Below are 20,286 nucleotides of genomic sequence, written 5' to 3' on the forward strand. Positions count from 1 at the left end.
TTTATATAATAGAATGAATAGTGTACTAAATTTATAGTCCTCTTGTCAGCCAGCCTTTTTTGTTGGCTGTTGCAATGGCATAAGGCGCAATCCAGAATAAACTGAAAGTATAGAAAACACTGTAAGAATAAGCCCAGAATGATTCTGAAAGCGTATATCTTTTTGCATAAAATACCATTGAGAACGTAGAGAACATTAAAATGGCTACCAATGTTGAGCTCAAGAATAATATTGGGTGAATTGCAATGAAATAGAACATAAACAATAAGAACGGATATGTCATTGCAATTTTAAAAAACTGATTTAAAAACAGCATTCTAGGTCCAAATTTTGAATCTTTTCTAAAATCTTTGAAAACAAATTTTGCCATCATAAGATTTTCACGAACGTTACTTCTCGCCCATCTAATGAACATTTTGTACAATCCTTTGTATTCTTCTGGAACATTAGTTAATACAACTGCATTTCTTTGAAATTTCACTTCAAAACCTTGTTTCAAAATCATATTGGTAAGAGCACGATCTTCTCCAATATCTGATGGTTGCCCCATAAAAGTCTGGTTGATCCATTCTGGAAGACAGTTGAAAACAGCATCTCTTCTGTATGCTGCCAAAGCACCTGGCGTACATAAAACAGATCCTAACTGACTTTCTGCAGAACGCTGGAATTCGAAACTCATTACAAAACTTACATTTAGCATTTTTGGTAAAATTGCCTTTTTATTGTTCAAAACCTGAACATTTCCTGCAACTGCACCGCATTTTTTGTTTATTACAAATGGACTAACCAAGTTTCTTAAAGTATCTTTTTTTACAATAGAATCACTGTCTACAGTTACAAAGATTTCTCCGGTTCCTAATTTAAAGCCTCTATATAAAGCCTGACGTTTTCCTTGGTTTTTAGGCTGTTGGAAAATCGTAACTCGATCTCCTAATTTTGCTTTTGCTTCCTGCATCCAGTACCAAGTATCATCTTTACTTCCATCGTCTATAGCCAGAAGCTGCAATTTTTCTGCTGGATAATCGCTTTCTGCAAGACTCAATAAAGTGTCCCAAACTAGTTTTCCTTCATTATATGCCGGAACGATAATCGTACAAGTTGGCAATAATTCGTCTGATACTGAAGGAATTGCTTTATATCTTAAATACAAATAAGAACTGTACAAGAAAACTCCTGTCTGATAGAAAAATAAAAGTGTTGTAATTACTAAAAATGGCAATCCCCAAGTCGAAGCAATTCTTTCAAAATGAAATTGTTCGAAATCGTCTTGCAGTAAAAATACCATATAGACACCTGCAATTAGTAATAAGAACGTTGCAATAAGAATCGTTAATCCGAAAGGACTTGTTGGTCTTTCTACATGTATTTTTTGTGATTTTTCGTTGGTTCTAAAAAAAGAACCGTTTAATGTTTTTTCGCTGATTGCTGAACTGCTGTTCGCATAAAATTGTTCTGAGATAATTGTTTCGCTTTCCATGCTTATACTCCTTTTTAATTTCCTTAATTTGGCTTTTAGCAAAATCTTTTTCCTTTTCAAAAACTGACACATCAAAGATTTTGACATAAACACAATTTACAAGCGGCATGCCAATACGATTCTAGACTGGTGTAGAGGTGTTTAGAAAAAAGGAAGCCAAAAAGAGTGTGTAATTATTTTACACTTTTTGGATACGGTATACAATAAAATGATGATTTTTTGAATGAAAGAAGTGAGATTCTAAAAGGGTTTCAAGCGTTTTTATCTTCTATTTGAAAGAGAAATCTGAATCTCAAAAAAGCTTTTTTTAAAACAAAAGCAATAAGAAATAGTAAAACGCAATTATTAAAATAAAATTGCATGACAAAAGAAAAGCCATCAGAACTAATTGTTTTTTGATTTAAAAAAAAAACATTCTTTACAAAAAAACTAGAAGTCTTACTGAAAAAAGTTAAATTTATCGAAATAAAAATTTAACCCCTAAATTTAAGGAGACTAAAAAATGACTAAAGAGCATTATTATCTTTTATTGGCTGATGACGACGAAGATGACTGCCTTTTCTTTAAAGAAGCTCTCGATGAAATAGTAATCAGCACTACTCTATCATTTGTACATGATGGTGTGCAGCTCATGAATTATTTAAAAACAAATGACTCCAATCTTCCAGATATCCTTTTTTTAGATTTAAATATGCCATTAAAAAATGGCTTGGAATGTCTGGCTGAAATAAAAGGCAACGAAAATTTAAAAAACCTGCCTATTATTATTTTTTCTACTTCGCTAGATGGCGAAATTGTAGACAAATTATATCAAAAAGGAGCTTCTTTTTATATTAGAAAACCTGGTGATTTTTCTAAACTCAAAAGTGTAATAGAAAAAGCGCTAACCATTGCACCACAAAATAATTTCGAACAGCCCGAAAGAGCCAATTTCATTCTGCAACCTTAATCTTCTTTGGAAATGAACCGCAAACAAAAGGAACATTATTTTCTTTCCCAAGAAGGAGAAATGGGAGATTTAATTCGTTCTGCAGATTGGCGCAAAACCCCTTTGGGCGATCCAGAAAATTGGCCGCAAAGCTTAAAAACAATGACGGCAATGATGCTAGGCAATCCGTTTGGAATGTACATTGCTTGGGGAGAAAATTATACGCAGTTGTACAATGATGCTTTTCGCCCTATACTTGGCACTTCTAAACATCCACATGCTTTAGGCGCAAGTTCTCGGGAAACATTTAATGAAATTTGGGACAAAATAGGACCTATGTTTTCCGATGTCATGAAAGGGCATGCAGTAAGCTTTCCTGATTTTAAAGTTTCGCTGCATAGAAATGGCTACACAGAAGATTGTTTTTTTGATTTTTCATATAGTCCGATAAAAGTAGAAGACGGATCTATTGGCGGAATTTTGGTAACTGTTATAGAAACTACCGAAAAGAAAATTGTTGCCGATGCCTTGCAGGAAAGTAATGCGCGATTTGTCAACAACATTATGCAAGCTCCTGTGGCAATGTGCATTTTTAGAGGCGAAAATCATGTGGTTGAAATTGCCAACGAACAAATGTTGCAACTTTGGGGCTCAAAAGCAGAAAATATTATCAACAAACCTATTTTTAAAGTCCTTCCAGGATTAAAAAAACAAGGTTTTGATGAGATTCTAAATAGTGTTTTTAAGGACGGGAAAAAAATTACTACAGATGAACTTTTTGTCCAATTAAATCGAAACGGACAAACTGAAAATACCTATATCAATTTTGTTTACGAAGCTTTACGCGAAAAAGACGGCACTATTTCTGGCGTTGCTGCAATTGCAACAGAAGTTACTGCTCAGGTTTTGGCTCGATCAAAAGTAGAAGAAAGCGAACAAAAAATTAGGCAGTTGGTCGAGAATGCACCTTTTCCTATTGCGGTTTATGTTGGAAAAGAAATGCGTATTGAACTGGCCAACGAATCTATAATAAAAGTTTGGGGAAAGGGACCAGATGTAATTGGAAAAACATACACCGAAATACTTCCAGAATTACAAGACGGGCCAATTTTTAAACAAGTTAAAACCGTTTATGAAACAGGACAATCTTTCCATTCCAATAATACGCGAATCGATCTTGTTGTAGACAATGTTATAAAAACCTCTTACTTCAATTACAGTTTTACGCCTTTGTATGATCTAAATGGTAAAATTTATGCTGTAATGAATACAGCTGTAGATATTACCGATTTATTTTTAGCCAAACAAAGAATAGAAGAAAGTGACAAACGTTTCCGTGATACGGTAAGACAGGCTCCCGTTGGCATCACGATTCTTCGTGGGCCAGAATATATGGTAGAAATGGCCAACGAAGCTTATCTAAAACTTGTAGCTCGAGAAGAAGAAACTTTTGTTGGAAGGCCATTGTACGATTCTCTCCCAGAAGTAAAAGAAACCGTGAGCGCTTTGTTAGATAGTGTTTTTAATACTGGAATTCCGTTTCATGGATTTGAAGTTCCTGTTCCTTTAAACCGATATGGAAAAATGGGCACCTTTTATTTTGATTTTCTCTATCATCCGCTTAAAGAAGAAAATGGAACCATTTCAGGGATTTTGGTAACGGTTACCGAAGTAACTGAAAAAGTGGAAGCTAGAAAAAAAATCGAACTTAACGAAGATCGTTTAAAAATTGTTGTGGAAGCCAGCGAATTGGGAACTTGGGAATTGAATGTTGCAACTAGAATCCCGACTTATTCTCAAAGATATCTTGAAATTATTGGCGGTTACACCGAAGAAGTCACGTTAACTCACGAAGAATTATTAGCACATCTTCATCCGGATGATTTGCCTATTCGAAATAAAGGTTTTAAAGAAGCCTTAAATACCGGTTTTTTAAATTATGAAGTTCGAGTAATCTGGAAAGACCAATCGATACACTGGATTGAAGGAAAAGGAAAAGTTTTCTACAATGAAAATCATGAACCTGAAAAATTAATAGGAACGATTCGTGACATAACCGACGAAAAAGAATACCAGCAGAAAATAGAAGAAAGCGAAAAGAAACTGCGAAACCTTATTATGCAGTCGCCAGTACCGAAGGCTATTTTACGCGGAGAGGATTTTGTGATCGAAATGGCCAATTTTGTGCTTTTGAACAATATCTGGAAAAAAGAAGAAATCGAAGTTCAAGGAAAAAAAATATTAGACTTATTTCCAGAACTAAACAAACAGAAATATGCCAAATTACTAAGACAAGTTTACGAATCAGGAAATGTATATGCCGAATCTGAGTCGTTACTTTTTATTGATAATGAAAAATTAGGCAATCAATTTTATGTAGATTTTGAATTTGCACCGCTTCGCGAAAGTGATAATTCTATTTCTGGAATTAGAATGACGCTTATTGATGTAACAGAAAAGGTAGAAGCCAGAAAAAAAATCGAAGAAAGCGAGAAAAGATTCCGCTCTCTTACAGAAAGTATTCCGCAGTTAATTTGGGAAACCGATGCCGAAGGAAATGCCCTTTTTACTTCAGGAAAATGGCTCGAATACACTGGAGTTGAACCAGGCATTGAAGGTTCATGGCAAAATATGATTCATCCAGATGATTTTGAAGAAAATATCCGAATCTGGCAACACGCGCTTGCAACGGGCGAAGTGTACCGCTGTGATGTGCGAATGCGCAGAAAAGACGGCTCATACAGATGGCATACCGTAATTGGCGAACCTGTTTTTGGACGCAATAATAAAATTATAAAATGGGTTGGCGCCTTTACCGATATCCATACCGAAAAAGCCTTTACTCACGAACTAGAACAGCAAGTTACAGCACGTACCAGAGAACTAATCCAGATTAACGAATCGCTTCGCAAAAGTGAAGAACGTTATCATTTGATGGTCGAAGAAGTTCAAGAATATTCCATTTTATATTTAAATTCAGATGGAATTGTCGAGAATTGGAATGTTGGAGCTGAAAAGATTAAAGGCTATAAAGCAGATGAAATTATTGGTAAATATTTTGGTGTTTTTTATACCAAAGAAGATCAAGAAGCTAAATTGCCTGAAAAACTTTTAATGCTAGCCAAAGAAAAAGGAAAAGTTGTTCACGAAGGATGGCGTACCCGTAAAGACGGAAGTCTTTTCTGGGCAAGCGTTGTTATTACCGCTGTTCATAACAAAAAAGGCGATGTTATTGGTTTTTCTAAAGTGACACATGACTTAACCGAAAGGAAAAAAGCTGACGATAAATTAAAAATGAATGCACTAGAACTAGAGCAGAAAAACAATGAACTGGAAGAAATGAACAAAGAACTTCAGTCGTTTGCTTATATCTCAAGTCATGATTTGCAGGAACCGCTTCGAAAAATACAAACTTTTGCTTCTCAGATTATCGAGAAAGAATCTGAAAATTTATCAGACAACGGAAAAGATAAATTTAAACGAATGCAAAATGCCGCTCAGCGAATGCAAACATTAATTAATGATTTGTTGGCTTATTCTAGAACCAATAGTCAAGAACGCATTTTCATAAAAACAGATCTTTGTCAGATTATCAAAGAAGTAAAAGAAGATTTAACTGAAGAATTAGAGCAAAAAAGCGCTGTAATCGAAGTAGGGCAAACTTCTCAAGTTGATATAATTCCGTTTCAATTTAAACAGCTGCTGTATAACTTGATTAGCAATTCTTTAAAATTCTCCAATCCAGAAATTCCGATTGTAATTAAAATTGAAAGCAAAATAGCATTAGGAAAAGATTTTACGGAAGAAAAACTAATTCCTGCTAAAACATATTGCCACATTAAGGTATCTGATAACGGAATTGGTTTTGAAGCTCAGTACAATAAAAAAATATTCGAAGTTTTTCAGCGTCTGCACGGAAGAGACCGCTATAATGGCACCGGAATCGGACTCGCAATTGTGAAAAAGATTGTAGAAAACCATAACGGAATCATTACCGCTTCTGGCGTTCAGAATAAAGGCGCTTCTTTTGACATTTATATTCCTGTAAAATAAGAATTTTCAAATTCCAAATTCCGAATCCCAAATTCATAAAAAAACGGAAACTTCTCAATTGAAGTTTCCGTTTTTCATTTCAAAACGAATTGAAATTATCTCAAAAAAAAAATCTTATCTAGTGTAAACAGTAATTACACCAGTTGTTTTGTCTTTAATTTTAAGTTCTTTGTTGGTAAGGTTCATGATATCACTAGTTGTACTTACATTTCCAACTGTGATTGTCAAATCGTTATGAGATCTTACATAAGTTCCAGTAGTTTCTGTTAAGGCACAATTAGAACCGCTATAATCACCAATAACTGCTGCATTGCTTAATCTTAAATCTAAATAATCTCTATTACATCCTGCTGCATTCTCTGGTGCATCAATTAATACTTCTTGACCATTAACAATTGTTCCAGTTTGGCTTAGATTATACTTCCCTTGAATTGGAACTATTGTTTCTCCTTCATTATCGTCGTTACTACAAGAGGTTACGAACATTCCCGCGCTTAAGGCTAATACGAATAATATACTTCTATTTTTCATGTTTGTTTGTTTTTTATTAATTTAATTCAACAATGCTAAATTAAATGTATATACTTACAAAAAATTTCATGATTTTAAGAATATATTACATAAATCTCATTTTAAAGCAAATTTCTATTTTTTCACATATTTATTCAAAATATACCTTGTTACGGGTTTTAAAGAACCATTATTCTCAGGATGTCTTCCATGTCCGTTAAAAAAATCTATTCCATTTGCTGTTTTGCCGTACCAGACAATGGCTTTTCCATTTTTATCAAAGAATGGGGTTGTGTCGCATACCTTAATTTTTTTCAAGTCAAAAACAGTTTTGTCAAAAGGCTCTACAACATTAAAACTTCCTAAACCATTTACATCCAAATCGCAACTTACCCTTTCATAATGATCGCCTGACCATTGCATACAATCTTTTTTTGACATGCTTAAATAAATGAATATTGCTAATCCAGCTAGAAAAGTTGCAGCTACTAAATACCTTTTTATTTGAAATTTTGGTGGTTGTCCTGTAGCAACAAAAGTATGCATCACTTCTGTCGTTGTTTCCGACTCCTTATCTTCATCTTCTTGTACTTCTTCAGCTACATCTTGTTTTACTTCTTCATTTTTATCTTTCTCTGATTCTTCATTTTTTAAATCGGGAAAATTTTCGTTTTCAACCTCATTAATCAAACCATCAGAAAAAAAATCATTTTTAGTAAAATCAGGATTTCTTAACTCTTCTATCAATTTCCGATTCTCTGGATCAATTTCTTTTCTAAACTTATTAAAAGGTCTAGGTTGAAAATCTACCAAAATTGCTGCTAATTCAACCGTACTTATCTTAGCTGTTTCTCTTTCCGCTTTAAAAAAAGCGCCTACCTTTTTAAACTTATCTGTGTATTGTTGCGAAGTATCTACTTCTTTCGGAATAAAGTCAGCCTTAAAAAAGTTTCGATATATCGCAATATCATCGACTTTAGGTTCTGAGTTGAAAATTTCCCAGCATAAATCTCTTAAAACTGCTTGCGAAGGATTGCTTAGGTAATTAGAATATTTTCCTTCATTTTTTTCAACTCTATATTTCTCTCGAATCGCTTCTTTATAGTGGCTTTGAATATCATCTTGAGTAATTTTTTTCATAAGCTATTAGGATTTTCAGGATTTATTATAGGTTTTTTCAAGTTTTTATCGGACATCATCGGAGAATCAGGAAATCCCGGAAATCCGTATCAATACAGGCTCAAAACGGTTGTTACTTTGCATCAACAAAATTTGTTATCGCTTTGATCTGCAGGTCAAAAGCAAATGTACAAAACTAGTTCATGTACCAAGTGTGGAAAACCGTAAGACGGATTTTATTCCGGGAAGTATAGATGAAAATCTTACTGTTCTACACACTTCACTTCCCAACAAAATTTGGTATTGCCATTTATTAACCAACCTGGAAAAGAAATCCAGTCGGCAATACCCATGTCCAACTTTTAAAATTTAAAAAAATGAAAACATTATATTTATGGGGAGCGTGCGCGCTATTGTCAACTACATTATTCTCTTGCTCTGCTGATGAATTAGAATCTGCAGAACAAAAAACTGAAATAAAAAAAGAAATGCCGTCAGAAGGGCAAGCAGATGATCCCAATGGGCCTGGTGATGATCCTATTAATATCAATCCGCCAAAAAAGTAACAAATAAAATTTATTGTTCTCAATAAATTGCTAAATTCGGGGAAAGTACTATTTATGTTACGATCCCCGTTTTTTTGTTTCTTTATTTTTCTTCTTTTCATTAACTGTGAAGAGAAAAGTAGTGTATTAATAAAACCCGAAAAAACAAACAAAGAAGCAAAACTTATACAAGAAAAAGCTACAGAACAATTCGTGAAAAGCAATTATAACAATGCTTTTTATCTTTTTAATAAATCAAAAATTGCCTTTGAATTTTCTAGAGACAGTTCAAATATTGTTTACAATTTAATTCGAATGGCCAATATCCAACAAATAAATGGCGATTATTATGGGAGCAAAGAAACATTAACAGAAGCATTGCCTTATGCAAAAATTGATAATAATTATAGAGCCGCAATAAATAATTTTTTCGGAATCGCAGATAAAGAACTTTCTATTTATGATGATGCCATTTTTTATTATAATGAAGCTATAAAAGATGCAAATGATCAGGCTGCTAAACAATCTCCACTCAATAATATTGCTGTCATTTATATTAAAAAAAAGAATTATGACAAAGCAATTAAAATTCTAGAAGGGATTTTAGAAACAAAAGCATTTGACAATTATGAAAAAAGTAAAGCAAGAGTAATCGATAATCTTGGATTTGCTTATTTTAAAAAAGGTTTAAATGAAAAAGGGCTTCAATTAATGAATGAAAGCTTAGAACTAAGAGTAAAAAGTGAAGACGTATACGGAAGCATTGAAAGCTATCTTCATTTAGCTGAATATTATTCAAAAATAGACATAAAAAAATCAAATGAATATGCAAAAAAGGCTTATGAAATTGCTACTAATTTTAATAGCATTGATGAACGCTTGAGAGCATTATCGTTTCTTATTTCTAATGGATCTGATGTACAATATGGTGAAAAATATATTACTTTAAATGACAGCATCATCAAAATTAGAAACAATTTTAAAAACAAGTTCGCTAAAATTAAATACGATTCTAAAAAAGAAAAAGACGAAAATCAGAAATTGCGATTGGAGAAAGCTGAAAATCTGGTAGCGATTAAAGAAGCAGAAAAAGATAAAATAATTTTGTTTTCTACTTTAATTGCTGTTGTCCTTTTGGGTGTTTATTTAAGAAATAGATATAAACATAAAACTCGTCTGGTAGAGATCAAAACAGCATACGACACCGAAACTAGAATTGCCAAAGACATTCATGACGGATTAGCAAATGATGTATTTCATGCCATTACTTATACGCAAACGCAGCCCTTAACAAACGAAAGCAATAAAGAAAACTTATTGCAGAAACTCGATGACATTTACTCACGCGTTCGCGGAATTTCTCGAGAAAATAATGATATCGACACTGGCCCAAATTATGCCAATAATTTAAAAGAAATGCTTTCTACTTATAATAGCAGTCAAACTAACGTTATTATAAATGGTGTTGAAAAAATAAATTGGGATTCTATCGAAGATTTAAAAAAGATTACCATTCAGAGAGTTTTGCACGAGTTAATGGTCAATATGAAAAAACATAGTCAAGCTCCTGTGGTATCTATAAAATTTAATACAGACTCAAATTCACTGATTATTAATTATAGTGACAACGGAAAAGGCTGCGAAAAATCAAAAATTATAAAAAATGGCTTGCAAAATATGGAAAACCGTATTTTGTCTAATAAAGGAACTATTACTTTTGACACTGAACCCGATAAAGGTTTTAAAGTAAAAATAACAATGCCTAAATAAAAGCCTATGTTTAAAAAAGTAATTATTGCTGAGGATTTTGAAGAATTCAATCTAGCCGTAAAACAAACTTTGAGCGACCTCAACATTGTCGATTTTCAGCATGCAAAGTATTGTGATGACGCTTTTCTAAAAATAAGAAAAGCTATTCAGGATAATGAACCATATGATTTATTGATTAGTGATCTTTCGTTTAAAAAAGACCATCGCGAAGTAAAAATTGGCAGTGGAGACGAACTGATTCAAAAAGTTCGCGAACTGCAGCCCGATATTAAGATCATCGCCTACTCTATTGAAGACAAAAATGTTCGTATAAAATCACTTTTTGAGGATTCTGAAATTGATGCTTTTGTGCTAAAAGGCCGAAATAGTATTGAAGATCTAAAGAAAGCTCTTTCCATAATTTCGACTTCTGACCAAAAATTTATTTCTGCCGAAGTTGCTTCTGCATTACAGGAAAAAGGCAACTACGAAATAGACGATGTAGATATTAAAATCTTGAAGTATTTGTCTGCTGGAACTTCACAAGATGAAATTATAGAAATTTTTAAAAGCAGCAATACCAAACCCAATAGCAAAAGTGCCATGGAAAAAAGGTTAGCAAAATTAAAAGATTTTTTCAAAGCTAATAATACCATTCATTTGGTTTCGATTACAAAAGATATGGGAATAATTTAAATTCTTCTCGCTCCATTTTCAAAGCTCCCTCGGGAGCTTTTTTTATTTCCAAAAATCTTAATTTATCAGATTATGGATTTCCGTAAAATACTGGTTTTGATTGGTTTTACTTTTGGATTGTTATTGAATTAGTAACCCTTAAATACTATATACAAATGATAAACGATTTAAAGAAATTTTTAAACGAAGAGCAAGATCCAAAAGCAGTAGAAAAGCTTTTAGGAAGAGTTACAGGTCTTCTTACATCTGGAGAGCAGATAGAATATGTAGCTGTGCAAAAAAAACCAGCAATTAATTTATCTCCAGATTGTATTGCTTTAACAAATAAAAGAATAATTTTTTGCCGACCTAAAAATTTAGGTTTGTCAATGGATTTTCAAGACTATGCTTGGAAAGATATATTAGATTGTCATATGAAAGAAGGAATTATGGGAGCTACTTTCACAATGAAAACAATAAAAGGACAGCTAAATATGTTAGATTACCTTCCAAAATCTCAAGCGAGAAAATTATATCAATTTGCTCAACAAAAAGAAGAAGAAATGGTTATTTATCGTCGTGAACATGATCTTGAAACTAAAAGAGCTATTGCAGGAGGAGGAATAACTGTAAATGCTGGCCTTTCTCCTTCTCAAAACATTGAACAAAGAGAAGACCCGCTTGAAACTCTTCAAAAATTGAAAAAGCTTTTAGATGGAGATATAATATCTCAAGCAGAATTTGACACAAAAAAAGTAGAACTTTTATCTAAAATGTAAATTATGAAAAATAGAGTAACAGCACTAGTTTTGACATTTTTTCTTGGAGGCATAGGAATCCATAAATTCTATTTAGGACAGTCAGTACAAGGTATTTTTTATCTCTTATTTTGTTGGACTTTTATTCCATCAATATTGGCTTTATTTCAATTTATCGGTTTGTTATTAATGTCTGATCATTCCTTTAATTTAAAATACAATAATGGTTTTTAATTTATATTAGAAAAAAGCTCCACAAGGAAAAATCCATTATTATAAAAATAAATCTACAAAACAAGTCCTTTATTAGACGCAAATCATTTTCTCAAATATAGAAGTCATGTTTATAAGCTCCTCAGGAGCTTTTTTTATTGATTACGGATTTCCATAAAATACTGATTTTTATTGGTTTTACTTTTGATTATCAATTTTAAATTACAAACCTATGGAAATGAATATCCAACTAAAATCGTTAGCAGATAAAATAAATCAGCTAAAAAGTAAAATCGAAACAGAAGAATCTACAAAACATGCTTTTGTATTGCCATTTATTCACATTCTAGGATACGATGCATTTAATCCGCTAGAAGTGGTTCCCGAATTTACAGCAGATCTTGGCTTAAAAAAAGGAGAAAAAGTAGATTATGCCATTTTTCAGAATGGCGAACCAATTATTATTGTAGAATGCAAAAGCTGGAAAGAAAAACTTACTGTTCACAACTCTCAGTTATTCCGTTATTTTCATGTTACCAAAACTCGATTTGCACTTTTAACAAACGGGATTAACTATCAATTTTTTACTGATCTAGATGATCAAAACAAAATGGACGAAAAGCCTTTTTTAGAATTTGACATCTGTAATCTAAAAGAAAATACAATAAATGAAATTGCAAAATTTCATAAAGCAAATTTTGATGTAAATAATATCGTAAGCAATGCCAGTTCGTTAAAATACATTAAAGAAATTAAGAAGCTTATTAATGCTGAATTAGAAAGTCCTTCAAACGATTTTACGAAGCTCTTTGCAAACAAAATATATGCAGGAAGACTGACTGAAAAAGTGGTAGATGAATTTAAAGATTTAGTTCAAAAATCAGTTAGCCAGTTTATCAATGACAAAATAAACGATCGACTAAATGCTGCTTTGAGCAAAGAAACTATTAAGCAGCAAGATGAAGAAATCATTTCGGTTGAAGACGACAGCAAAGTTGTAACCACCGAAGAAGAGCTTGATGGTTATCGTATAGTAGTGGCAATTCTACGCCGAAAACTACCAACTGCCAGAATTGTCTATCGTGATACGCAATCTTATTTTGGAATTCTGTTGGATGATAATAATCGAAAACCACTCTGCAGACTTCATCTAAACACTGGAAAAAAATACATCAGCCTCTTTAACAATAATAAAACCGAGGTAAAAATTGCGATTTCATCCATTGATGATATTTATCAATACGAAAAAGAACTGCTAGAAACGGTGACTTTGTACGAAACAGAATTAAATCCCGTATAAGTACTCATTTAAAACAACTTAATTCTAATTAGATTTATCTTAATTAAATCAGATTAAGACATTTAATTCTATCCAAATACCACAATCGCCTATGCGAAAAAACTACCCTCTTCTCGTTTTATTATTTTTTATATTCTCCTGCAAAAAGGCTAGTGCTCCTCCTCCACTGCCTCAAGTAAATTCATTCTACAAAAATGTCATTGCAGCAGATGACAGAAAAACAATTACTGCAGAAGAGGCTAAAACGTATCATGTCAATACTACTTATAAATACAAATATAGAACTGGAAATCCAGGAAAATATAAGTACAACTATGATGTAAAAGGTATTAACATCAAAGGAGATTCAGTCTTTGGAAACATTAATACAGAAAGCAAATACGGTGCTGGAATTTTAATAACAGATAGTATCGCTGAGTTAGAAATTAATACCGAATGGGTTTCTCATGGAAAACTAAAAGCTATTGATAAAAAAGGAAACGAATACAATCTAGTTGTCAAATAAAAATAAAAAATGAAATATATCTTACCCTTACTTTTTGTTTTTGTCACTTCATTTAGACCGCCAGAAACTAGTGTGTACATCTGCGGATCAAGTGGCGCAAAAAAATATCATTATAAAGAAACCTGCCGAGGCTTATCGAGCTGCCGCAATGAGACTGTAAAAACGTCTCTTAAGCAAGCTCAAGGTTTAGGATTGACACTTTGCGGATGGGAAGATTAAATCTTCCCATTTTTAAACATTAATCATTTGATAATAATCACTTTACAATAAATTCACATTAGTTTTATTAATTTGAAATAAAACTAATCGTCATGAAACTTTTTAATCTAAATTTTCTAGTATCTTTTAAAGAATGGCTTTTTTTAAGAGCCATGCAATCATCTTTCCTTCATTAATAAATAGCTTAATTATAAAGGAAAAAACAGATTGAATGAATAAAATTGAAAGCTCATTTCTGAATAAAAACCAATTTGGTGAAGATTTCTTGTGGGGTGTCTCAACAGCCGCTTTCCAAATTGAAGGCGCACATGATGCTGACGGAAAAGGTTCTTCTATCTGGGATGTTTTTACTTCTCAAAAAGGAAAAATAAAAAACGGCCATCATGCCATAACTGCCTGCGATTTCTACAACTCTTATCAGGACGATATTAATCTAATTAAGGAACTTAATATTCCGAATTTTAGATTCTCTATCAGCTGGCCCAGAATTATGCCAACTGGTCTTCATCCTGTCAATCAAGCGGGAATTGAATATTACAACAAAATAATAGATTCACTCTTGGCTTCTGGAATTGAACCTTGGATAACGCTTTACCATTGGGATTTACCACATGATCTGGAAGTCAAAGGAGGTTGGACCAATCGAGAATCTGTCTCATGGTTTAAAGATTATGTCGAAGTCTGTATACAATATTTTGGCGATCGCGTTAAAAATTGGATGGTCATCAACGAACCTTCTGTTTTTACTGGAGCAGGCTATTTTTTAGGCATTCACGCACCAGGCAAAAAAGGAATTACCAATTACTTAAAAGCAATGCATCACGTAACTCTGGCAACTGCTGCTGGAGGGAAAATAATACGGAATAGAATTCCAGAGGCACATATTGGAACTACATTTTCATGTACACATATCGAACCCGCAACTGAAAGCACAAAAGATATTGAGGCCGCAAAACGTGTGGACACTTTACTGAATAGAACTTTTATAGAACCCATTTTAGGTTTAGGTTATCCGCAGAAAGATCTTCCGGTTCTAAAAAAACTTAATAATTACATCTTAGAAGACGATTTAAACAATCTCGATTTCGATTTCGATTTCATTGGTTTGCAATGTTACACTCGAGAGGTTGTAAAATCGGCAATGCTTACGCCCTATATTGGCGCCGAATTAATCAGTGCAGAAAAAAGAAATGTAATCGCAACCGACATGGGTTGGGAAGTTTATCCGCCTGCTTTGTATCATGTTCTGAAAAAATTTAATGAATATGACGGAATAAAGAAGATCATTATTACCGAAAACGGAGCCGCCTTTCCTGATACTGTCAAAAACGGAAAGGTTCATGATATAAAACGAACTCATTATATTCAGGATCATTTGGAGCAGATTTTAAAGGCCAAAAAAGACGGTTTAAACGTTGATGGCTATTTTGTATGGACATTGACCGACAACTTTGAATGGGCAGAAGGATATAACGCTAGATTCGGTTTAATTCACGTTGATTTTGAAACGCAAAAACGGACCATTAAAAATTCTGGATTGTGGTTTAAAGATTTTCTTTCTTAATTTTTTTTTAACCGCAAAGACGCAAAGGTTTTTCGCAAAGCACGCAAAGTTACTTTTGACAATATAAATAAACGCAAAATTCGCAAAGCTTTATCTTTAAATAGCCTTGCGAACTTTGCGTTTATCTTTGCGTCTTTGCGGTTAAAAAAAAACTTTTAACGAAATCTATATTTATAACTCTGCTTTAAGATTCCTACATGAATTTTGCCATTGGTTTTTAAATGAGTAGTCACCATAATGTATTTTTCTTCAGGGTACTTTACCTCAAAATTAAAGGTGGTATCTTTTGCTTTAACTTGAAGTAAATGTTTTCCTTCTCCAGATACCGAAAGACCAACGGTTTCGTAAGTTGGCAATGCTTCTGTGGCTTTCAAGCTAATATCTTGAAGTTTCTCTTTATCCAGAAATACTTCTAGTTTTAAGTTGTCCAATTTCATATCTGTGGGCTGTTCAAACGAGACCACATATTTTTTACAGCTGACTGTGCATAAAACGATTAACAATAAGAGAAGCTTTTTCATAAATAATGTTTTTGTAACTAATAGATATAGATTTAAAATCCATTTTATTTTTTATAAATATAGATAATTTTATTGCAATTAAGGAGTCGAGAAAAGTAAGTTTTTCCGTTTTCAGAAGTACCCAATTAACATGTCAAAATGATCAAAAAAAATAGCTATTTTGTCCAAAAAAAATCATTATTTCATTGATTTTATTAGGTTTAACGGGATTTTTTTCTTATCTTTAAAGAGTAAATAACAGTAGAATATATGCCAAAAAACAAACTATTTAAGAGCCAGAATTACACTTCACAAAATCCTTCTTTTTACCTTTTCATGCATTTTATTTTTCAAAATGCTTTTCAGTTTCATTTTGAAACAATCTTTTCTAATCTTTTTTCTGTATCAAGTATAAGCAGGCAGAAGAAACTAGAGCAACTGCTCCAACCGCAATCGTAATTATTTTTCGAGGATATATTTTCTGAGCGATTTTTTTAGAGAATAGATTCCTAAAATTCAGCAAAAGATTTCCTTTTTTAGGAACTTCTTTCGACTCGTCATGTCCATTTTTCACCAAAACCTCTTTTTCTATGCCATTATTTTCAATTTCAGCTGTTCCGTCTTTAGCAACAAATTTAAATTGTTTTGCTTCTTCTGTTCTACACTTTTCATTGAACTTTTTAAAAGGGCGTGGCTGAAAATCGACTATCACTGCAGCAAGATTTATAGCATCAATATTTGACGGATCTGTTTCTCCCTTAAAGAAAGTTTCAATAGGTCTAAACTTATCTTTTTGATCCTTAAACTTATTCTTTTGAGTATGGTCAAAATCTAAACACAATAAATTTTTAAAAACGTTTAAATCATCTTGCGTCGGTCTATCTTCATAAATAAGCCAACACAGATCGCGAAGTTTTCCGCGTGAAGGGTTATATAAAAAATCAAAATACTCGCCCTCTTTTTCGATCTCGTATTTAAGTTTAATCGCCTTTTTATATTCTTCTAATGTATTATTCATCTTGCCTTTTTTAGGAACTTCTTTTGACTCTCTAATTTCAATATTCACCAAAACTTTTTTCTATGCCTTTATTTTCGACTTCTACAATTAAACCCTTTTCAGCACTTTCAATTTTTGTTCCAAATCTATATTATTTCTATATTTTTTTTTACTTGTTTCCAACCAACTTTTTACAAGCATATTGCATCTATAATAATAGAGATTTGTTTAGAAATGAATCGCAATTAAATAAAAAAATAGGTGTTTACATTTCGTTTTATTGGGAATTCTCGGGAATCTCAGGAAAACGCAGGAATTCCGGGAATCCCTTGTCAACAGTGATCTTAAAGCGCCTTTACTTTGCATCAAGAAATTAGTTCAAGTTTTGTCTGCAGACTAAAACAAAAATATAAAACTAGTTCTAATTAACATTGTGGAAAACCGTAAGACCGAGTTTACTCGGGAAGTGTAAATTACGTCTTACAGGTCTACACGATCTACTTCCCAAAACCAATTTTGGTATCGCATTCCAAGATCTGGATCAATTCCAGACAGCCATACCTATGTCTAATTTCTAAATTAAATTAAAATGAAAAAACTAATACTATTAATGGCTTTTGCGCTATTATTCACGATATTTTCTTGTACTCCTGATGAATACGAGACTCAACCTAAAAAGAAAATTGAAAAGGCTGGAAATCCATCAGCTGATGATCCTGATGGGCCAGGTGATAAAGGTAATCAACCACCACCGGCACCATGATAAAAAAAAAATTTTAGTGTCTAATTAATTACTATTTTCGGGGAAAGTAAATTTGCATGTTACGATCCCCGTTTTTTTATTTCATCATAACTCTTTTTCTTTTCTCATGCGAAGAAAAAAAGCCCATTAATCTAAAGACAGAATCTATTCGAAAAGAAGCGCTTGCCCTACGAAACAAAGCAATTGAAAATTATGACAAACAAAACTTTAACACCTCTTTTTATCAATTCAATAAATCAAAGGAACTTTATAATATTATAAAAGACAGTGCCAAAATCTCTTACGTACTTATTAGAATTGCAGAAATCCATCAGCGGAATGGCGATTATTATGGAAGCAAAGAAATTTTAACTGAAGCATTACAGACACTACCATTAATTAAAAAAAAAGGAGATTATCCTGCTAGTATAAATAATTATTTAGGTATCGCAGACAAAGAACTTGCTCTTTATGATGATGCCATTTATTATTATAAACTAGCGGCAAATGAATATAAAGACCCTCTCTTAAAACATGCTCCTTTACAAAATATTGCAACAATCTATATCTGTCAGAAACAATATCATAAAGCAGTCCCTATCTTAGATTCACTTTTACAATCTCTTTCAAGTAAAGATTTAAAAGAGAAAGCAACACCGTATGACAAGTCGATACTACTAGACAATTTAGGTTATGCCTACTTTAAGAACGGAATGGATGAAAAAGGATTCCAATTAATGAATGAAGGTCTAAAAATTAGAATTGATAGTAAGGACAACTATGGAAGTATTGAAAGTTATCTTCACCTAGCCGATTATTATTCTAAAAAAGATCCGAAAAAATCGGATGAAAATGCTCTCTTAGCTTATAATATATCTACGAAACTTAATAGCGTTGACGAAAGATTGGAAGCTTTACAAATATTAATCTCAAATGACAATACTCCTAATACTCCCAAATACACTCAAAAATATTTTACATTAAACGATAGCATAATTAAAGTTAGAAATAATTTTAAAAATAAATCTGCCAAAATTAAATACGACGCTACAAAGGAAAAAGATGAAAACGCCAAACTTCGTTTAGAAAAGGCAGAAAATTTATTATCTCTCCAAAGAGCTAAATATCTCAGAATTGTATTTGTTATAGCATTTGTCTTTTTAGTTATTCTAATTGCAATTTTAATTCGCTATTACAAAAATAAAAACAAGGCTATCGAATTTAAAAGTTCGTACGATACAGAAACGAGAATCTCAAAAAAAATCCATGATGAATTGGCCAATGATGTATTTCAGGTAATTGCTTTTGCGGAATCTCAGCCATTGGCTGTAGAAAACACCAAAGAGAATCTACTCCAGAAACTGGATGATATTTACGGGCGCGTGAGAGGAATTTCAAAAGAAAACAATAAGATCGAAACTGGAAAAGATTTCACCAAAAGCATAAAAGAAATGCTTTCTGCCTACAATACTTTAGAAAGAAATATTATTGCCACAAACTTAGAAAACGTAAACTGGGAAGAGATTGACGACATCAAGAAAATCACCATTGGACGCGTACTGCAAGAATTGATGGTGAATATGAAAAAGCATAGCCACGCAAATCTTGTTGTGATAAAATTTGAAAGTGATCCAAAATCAATTCTAATCCGCTATTCGGATAACGGAATTGGCTGCGAGAAAACAAAGATTTCTAAAAATGGCCTCCAGAATATGGAACATCGAATTCAAACAGTAAAAGGTACTATTGAATTTGACACAGAACCCGAAAACGGATTTAAAGCTAAAATCGTAATTCCTAAATAAACAAAAGCCTTTCGGATGATTCTGAAAGGCTTTTTCTTCAAAAAACAAGTGATTTTTTAAATTAACTTGCACTACACCGCCTCTTTTAAAACGGCAACAGCTTCTTTCCAATTATTTACTCTTAAATAATTTTCTTTTTTGGCATTATGAAACGCGGTAAACATAATTGGTTTACCAATGCAGAAATCTAGATTCTTTGGATGATCATCGATCAAATAATCGGTATTGATAATGGCTTTACTTCCGCACAGCACAATATTTTGCCATTTTATAAAGGGAAAATGTTCTGCAAGCCATTCTATTTTTTCATTTAGCGAGAGCGGAAATTCTGTCGCTGCTGAAACAATATAAATCTCAAAATTCTCCTGTAACAGCTTTAAACTTTCTACAGCATCTTCTATTACAGGCAATGTTCTAAAAAAGTCTTTAGAGTTTAACACGCTAAGCACCTTCTCCCGACCGTGAAAAGCTTCTTCTTCAGTTAAACCTTGAATATCTTCTTTTGAAATGGTTATTCCAAATTCTCTTTCGAAGTAAGTGATTAGGTGTGCTTCTACATCAGCAAGCACTCCATCCATGTCGACTGCAATTGATTTCTTTTTCATTGTACATTTATTTTGCTACTAA

General features: G+C 32.6%; 19 protein-coding genes. 13 read left to right on the forward strand and 6 right to left on the reverse strand.

What is annotated here, in order from left to right:
* Window positions 1-31: 31 nt before the first annotated feature.
* On the reverse strand, window positions 32-1,477 hold the full coding sequence (locus J7574_RS07565; protein ID WP_290966516.1) for a glycosyltransferase family 2 protein: 1,446 nt from the start codon (window positions 1,475-1,477) through the stop codon (window positions 32-34).
* A 502-nt stretch (window positions 1,478-1,979) separates the two neighbouring features.
* Here J7574_RS07565 and J7574_RS07570 point away from each other — a divergent pair.
* Together J7574_RS07570 and J7574_RS07575 are read left to right on the forward strand one after the other, a co-directional pair.
* Window positions 1,980-2,426 (forward strand): response regulator, encoded by a 447-nt coding sequence (locus J7574_RS07570; RefSeq protein WP_290966518.1) that lies wholly within the window; start codon window positions 1,980-1,982, stop codon window positions 2,424-2,426.
* A gap of 12 nt (window positions 2,427-2,438) precedes the next feature.
* Window positions 2,439-6,458 (forward strand): PAS domain S-box protein, encoded by a 4,020-nt coding sequence (locus tag J7574_RS07575; RefSeq protein WP_290966520.1) that lies wholly within the window; start codon window positions 2,439-2,441, stop codon window positions 6,456-6,458.
* Window positions 6,459-6,572: 114 nt separating this feature from the next.
* Here J7574_RS07575 and J7574_RS07580 read toward each other — a convergent pair whose 3' ends face one another.
* Window positions 6,573-6,989, reverse strand: coding sequence for a lipocalin family protein (locus J7574_RS07580; protein WP_290966523.1), 417 nt, complete (start codon window positions 6,987-6,989; stop codon window positions 6,573-6,575).
* A 114-nt stretch (window positions 6,990-7,103) separates the two neighbouring features.
* Window positions 7,104-8,108, reverse strand: coding sequence for a hypothetical protein (locus J7574_RS07585; RefSeq protein WP_290966525.1), 1,005 nt, complete (start codon window positions 8,106-8,108; stop codon window positions 7,104-7,106).
* Between the two features lie 356 nt (window positions 8,109-8,464).
* On the opposite strand from J7574_RS07585, the gene J7574_RS07590 reads away from it, so the two are divergent.
* From J7574_RS07590 to J7574_RS07630, 9 genes are all read left to right on the forward strand, one after another.
* Window positions 8,465-8,653, forward strand: a complete 189-nt coding sequence (locus J7574_RS07590; protein WP_290966527.1) for a hypothetical protein — start codon at window positions 8,465-8,467, stop codon at window positions 8,651-8,653.
* Window positions 8,654-8,947: 294 nt separating this feature from the next.
* Window positions 8,948-10,402, forward strand: coding sequence for an ATP-binding protein (locus J7574_RS07595; RefSeq protein ID WP_367272552.1), 1,455 nt, complete (start codon window positions 8,948-8,950; stop codon window positions 10,400-10,402).
* 6 nt (window positions 10,403-10,408) lie between these two features.
* The gene (locus J7574_RS07600) at window positions 10,409-11,077 is read left to right on the forward strand and encodes a response regulator (RefSeq protein WP_290966533.1); all 669 of its coding nucleotides are present in this window, start codon (window positions 10,409-10,411) and stop codon (window positions 11,075-11,077) included.
* 155 nt (window positions 11,078-11,232) lie between these two features.
* The gene (locus J7574_RS07605; protein WP_290966536.1) at window positions 11,233-11,835 is read left to right on the forward strand and encodes a PH domain-containing protein; all 603 of its coding nucleotides are present in this window, start codon (window positions 11,233-11,235) and stop codon (window positions 11,833-11,835) included.
* Between the two features lie 3 nt (window positions 11,836-11,838).
* Window positions 11,839-12,048 (forward strand): NINE protein, encoded by a 210-nt coding sequence (locus tag J7574_RS07610; protein WP_290966539.1) that lies wholly within the window; start codon window positions 11,839-11,841, stop codon window positions 12,046-12,048.
* Between the two features lie 211 nt (window positions 12,049-12,259).
* Window positions 12,260-13,327: a type I restriction endonuclease gene (locus tag J7574_RS07615; protein ID WP_290966543.1), complete on the forward strand. Its 1,068-nt coding sequence runs from the start codon at window positions 12,260-12,262 to the stop codon at window positions 13,325-13,327.
* 91 nt (window positions 13,328-13,418) lie between these two features.
* The gene (locus J7574_RS07620) at window positions 13,419-13,832 is read left to right on the forward strand and encodes a hypothetical protein (protein WP_290966546.1); all 414 of its coding nucleotides are present in this window, start codon (window positions 13,419-13,421) and stop codon (window positions 13,830-13,832) included.
* Between the two features lie 9 nt (window positions 13,833-13,841).
* Complete coding sequence (locus J7574_RS07625) at window positions 13,842-14,051, forward strand: hypothetical protein (RefSeq protein WP_290966548.1); 210 nt, start codon at window positions 13,842-13,844, stop codon at window positions 14,049-14,051.
* Window positions 14,052-14,262: 211 nt separating this feature from the next.
* The gene (locus J7574_RS07630) at window positions 14,263-15,615 is read left to right on the forward strand and encodes a GH1 family beta-glucosidase (protein ID WP_290966551.1); all 1,353 of its coding nucleotides are present in this window, start codon (window positions 14,263-14,265) and stop codon (window positions 15,613-15,615) included.
* Between the two features lie 155 nt (window positions 15,616-15,770).
* Here J7574_RS07630 and J7574_RS07635 read toward each other — a convergent pair whose 3' ends face one another.
* Complete coding sequence (locus J7574_RS07635) at window positions 15,771-16,136, reverse strand: hypothetical protein (protein WP_290966554.1); 366 nt, start codon at window positions 16,134-16,136, stop codon at window positions 15,771-15,773.
* A gap of 367 nt (window positions 16,137-16,503) precedes the next feature.
* On the reverse strand, window positions 16,504-17,133 hold the full coding sequence (locus tag J7574_RS07640) for a hypothetical protein (protein ID WP_290966556.1): 630 nt from the start codon (window positions 17,131-17,133) through the stop codon (window positions 16,504-16,506).
* 568 nt (window positions 17,134-17,701) lie between these two features.
* On the opposite strand from J7574_RS07640, the gene J7574_RS07645 reads away from it, so the two are divergent.
* Together J7574_RS07645 and J7574_RS07650 are read left to right on the forward strand one after the other, a co-directional pair.
* The gene (locus J7574_RS07645; RefSeq protein ID WP_290966557.1) at window positions 17,702-17,875 is read left to right on the forward strand and encodes a hypothetical protein; all 174 of its coding nucleotides are present in this window, start codon (window positions 17,702-17,704) and stop codon (window positions 17,873-17,875) included.
* 56 nt (window positions 17,876-17,931) lie between these two features.
* Window positions 17,932-19,659: an ATP-binding protein gene (locus J7574_RS07650; RefSeq protein WP_290966560.1), complete on the forward strand. Its 1,728-nt coding sequence runs from the start codon at window positions 17,932-17,934 to the stop codon at window positions 19,657-19,659.
* A gap of 71 nt (window positions 19,660-19,730) precedes the next feature.
* On the opposite strand, the gene J7574_RS07655 is transcribed toward J7574_RS07650, so the two are convergent.
* A complete protein-coding gene (locus J7574_RS07655) occupies window positions 19,731-20,264 on the reverse strand; it encodes a 5'(3')-deoxyribonucleotidase (protein WP_290966563.1) in 534 nt (177 codons plus the stop codon).
* Window positions 20,265-20,286: the final 22 nt, after the last annotated feature.

The organism is Flavobacterium sp., assembly GCF_017744675.1.
In the GTDB taxonomy this organism is placed as follows: domain Bacteria; phylum Bacteroidota; class Bacteroidia; order Flavobacteriales; family Flavobacteriaceae; genus Flavobacterium.

Coding starts and splice junctions, on each gene's coding strand:
- J7574_RS07580 (WP_290966523.1), bottom strand. CDS start 6,989: ATGAAAAATAGAAGTATATTATTCGTATTAGCCTTAAGCGCGGGAATG.
- J7574_RS07610 (WP_290966539.1), top strand. CDS start 11,839: ATGAAAAATAGAGTAACAGCACTAGTTTTGACATTTTTTCTTGGAGGC.
- J7574_RS07625 (WP_290966548.1), top strand. CDS start 13,842: ATGAAATATATCTTACCCTTACTTTTTGTTTTTGTCACTTCATTTAGA.
- J7574_RS07605 (WP_290966536.1), top strand. CDS start 11,233: ATGATAAACGATTTAAAGAAATTTTTAAACGAAGAGCAAGATCCAAAA.
- J7574_RS07630 (WP_290966551.1), top strand. CDS start 14,263: ATGAATAAAATTGAAAGCTCATTTCTGAATAAAAACCAATTTGGTGAA.
- J7574_RS07590 (WP_290966527.1), top strand. CDS start 8,465: ATGAAAACATTATATTTATGGGGAGCGTGCGCGCTATTGTCAACTACA.
- J7574_RS07620 (WP_290966546.1), top strand. CDS start 13,419: ATGCGAAAAAACTACCCTCTTCTCGTTTTATTATTTTTTATATTCTCC.
- J7574_RS07575 (WP_290966520.1), top strand. CDS start 2,439: ATGAACCGCAAACAAAAGGAACATTATTTTCTTTCCCAAGAAGGAGAA.
- J7574_RS07640 (WP_290966556.1), bottom strand. CDS start 17,133: ATGAATAATACATTAGAAGAATATAAAAAGGCGATTAAACTTAAATAC.
- J7574_RS07635 (WP_290966554.1), bottom strand. CDS start 16,136: ATGAAAAAGCTTCTCTTATTGTTAATCGTTTTATGCACAGTCAGCTGT.
- J7574_RS07645 (WP_290966557.1), top strand. CDS start 17,702: ATGAAAAAACTAATACTATTAATGGCTTTTGCGCTATTATTCACGATA.
- J7574_RS07595 (WP_367272552.1), top strand. CDS start 8,948: ATGGCCAATATCCAACAAATAAATGGCGATTATTATGGGAGCAAAGAA.
- J7574_RS07655 (WP_290966563.1), bottom strand. CDS start 20,264: ATGAAAAAGAAATCAATTGCAGTCGACATGGATGGAGTGCTTGCTGAT.
- J7574_RS07615 (WP_290966543.1), top strand. CDS start 12,260: ATGGAAATGAATATCCAACTAAAATCGTTAGCAGATAAAATAAATCAG.
- J7574_RS07565 (WP_290966516.1), bottom strand. CDS start 1,477: ATGGAAAGCGAAACAATTATCTCAGAACAATTTTATGCGAACAGCAGT.
- J7574_RS07570 (WP_290966518.1), top strand. CDS start 1,980: ATGACTAAAGAGCATTATTATCTTTTATTGGCTGATGACGACGAAGAT.
- J7574_RS07585 (WP_290966525.1), bottom strand. CDS start 8,108: ATGAAAAAAATTACTCAAGATGATATTCAAAGCCACTATAAAGAAGCG.
- J7574_RS07650 (WP_290966560.1), top strand. CDS start 17,932: ATGTTACGATCCCCGTTTTTTTATTTCATCATAACTCTTTTTCTTTTC.
- J7574_RS07600 (WP_290966533.1), top strand. CDS start 10,409: ATGTTTAAAAAAGTAATTATTGCTGAGGATTTTGAAGAATTCAATCTA.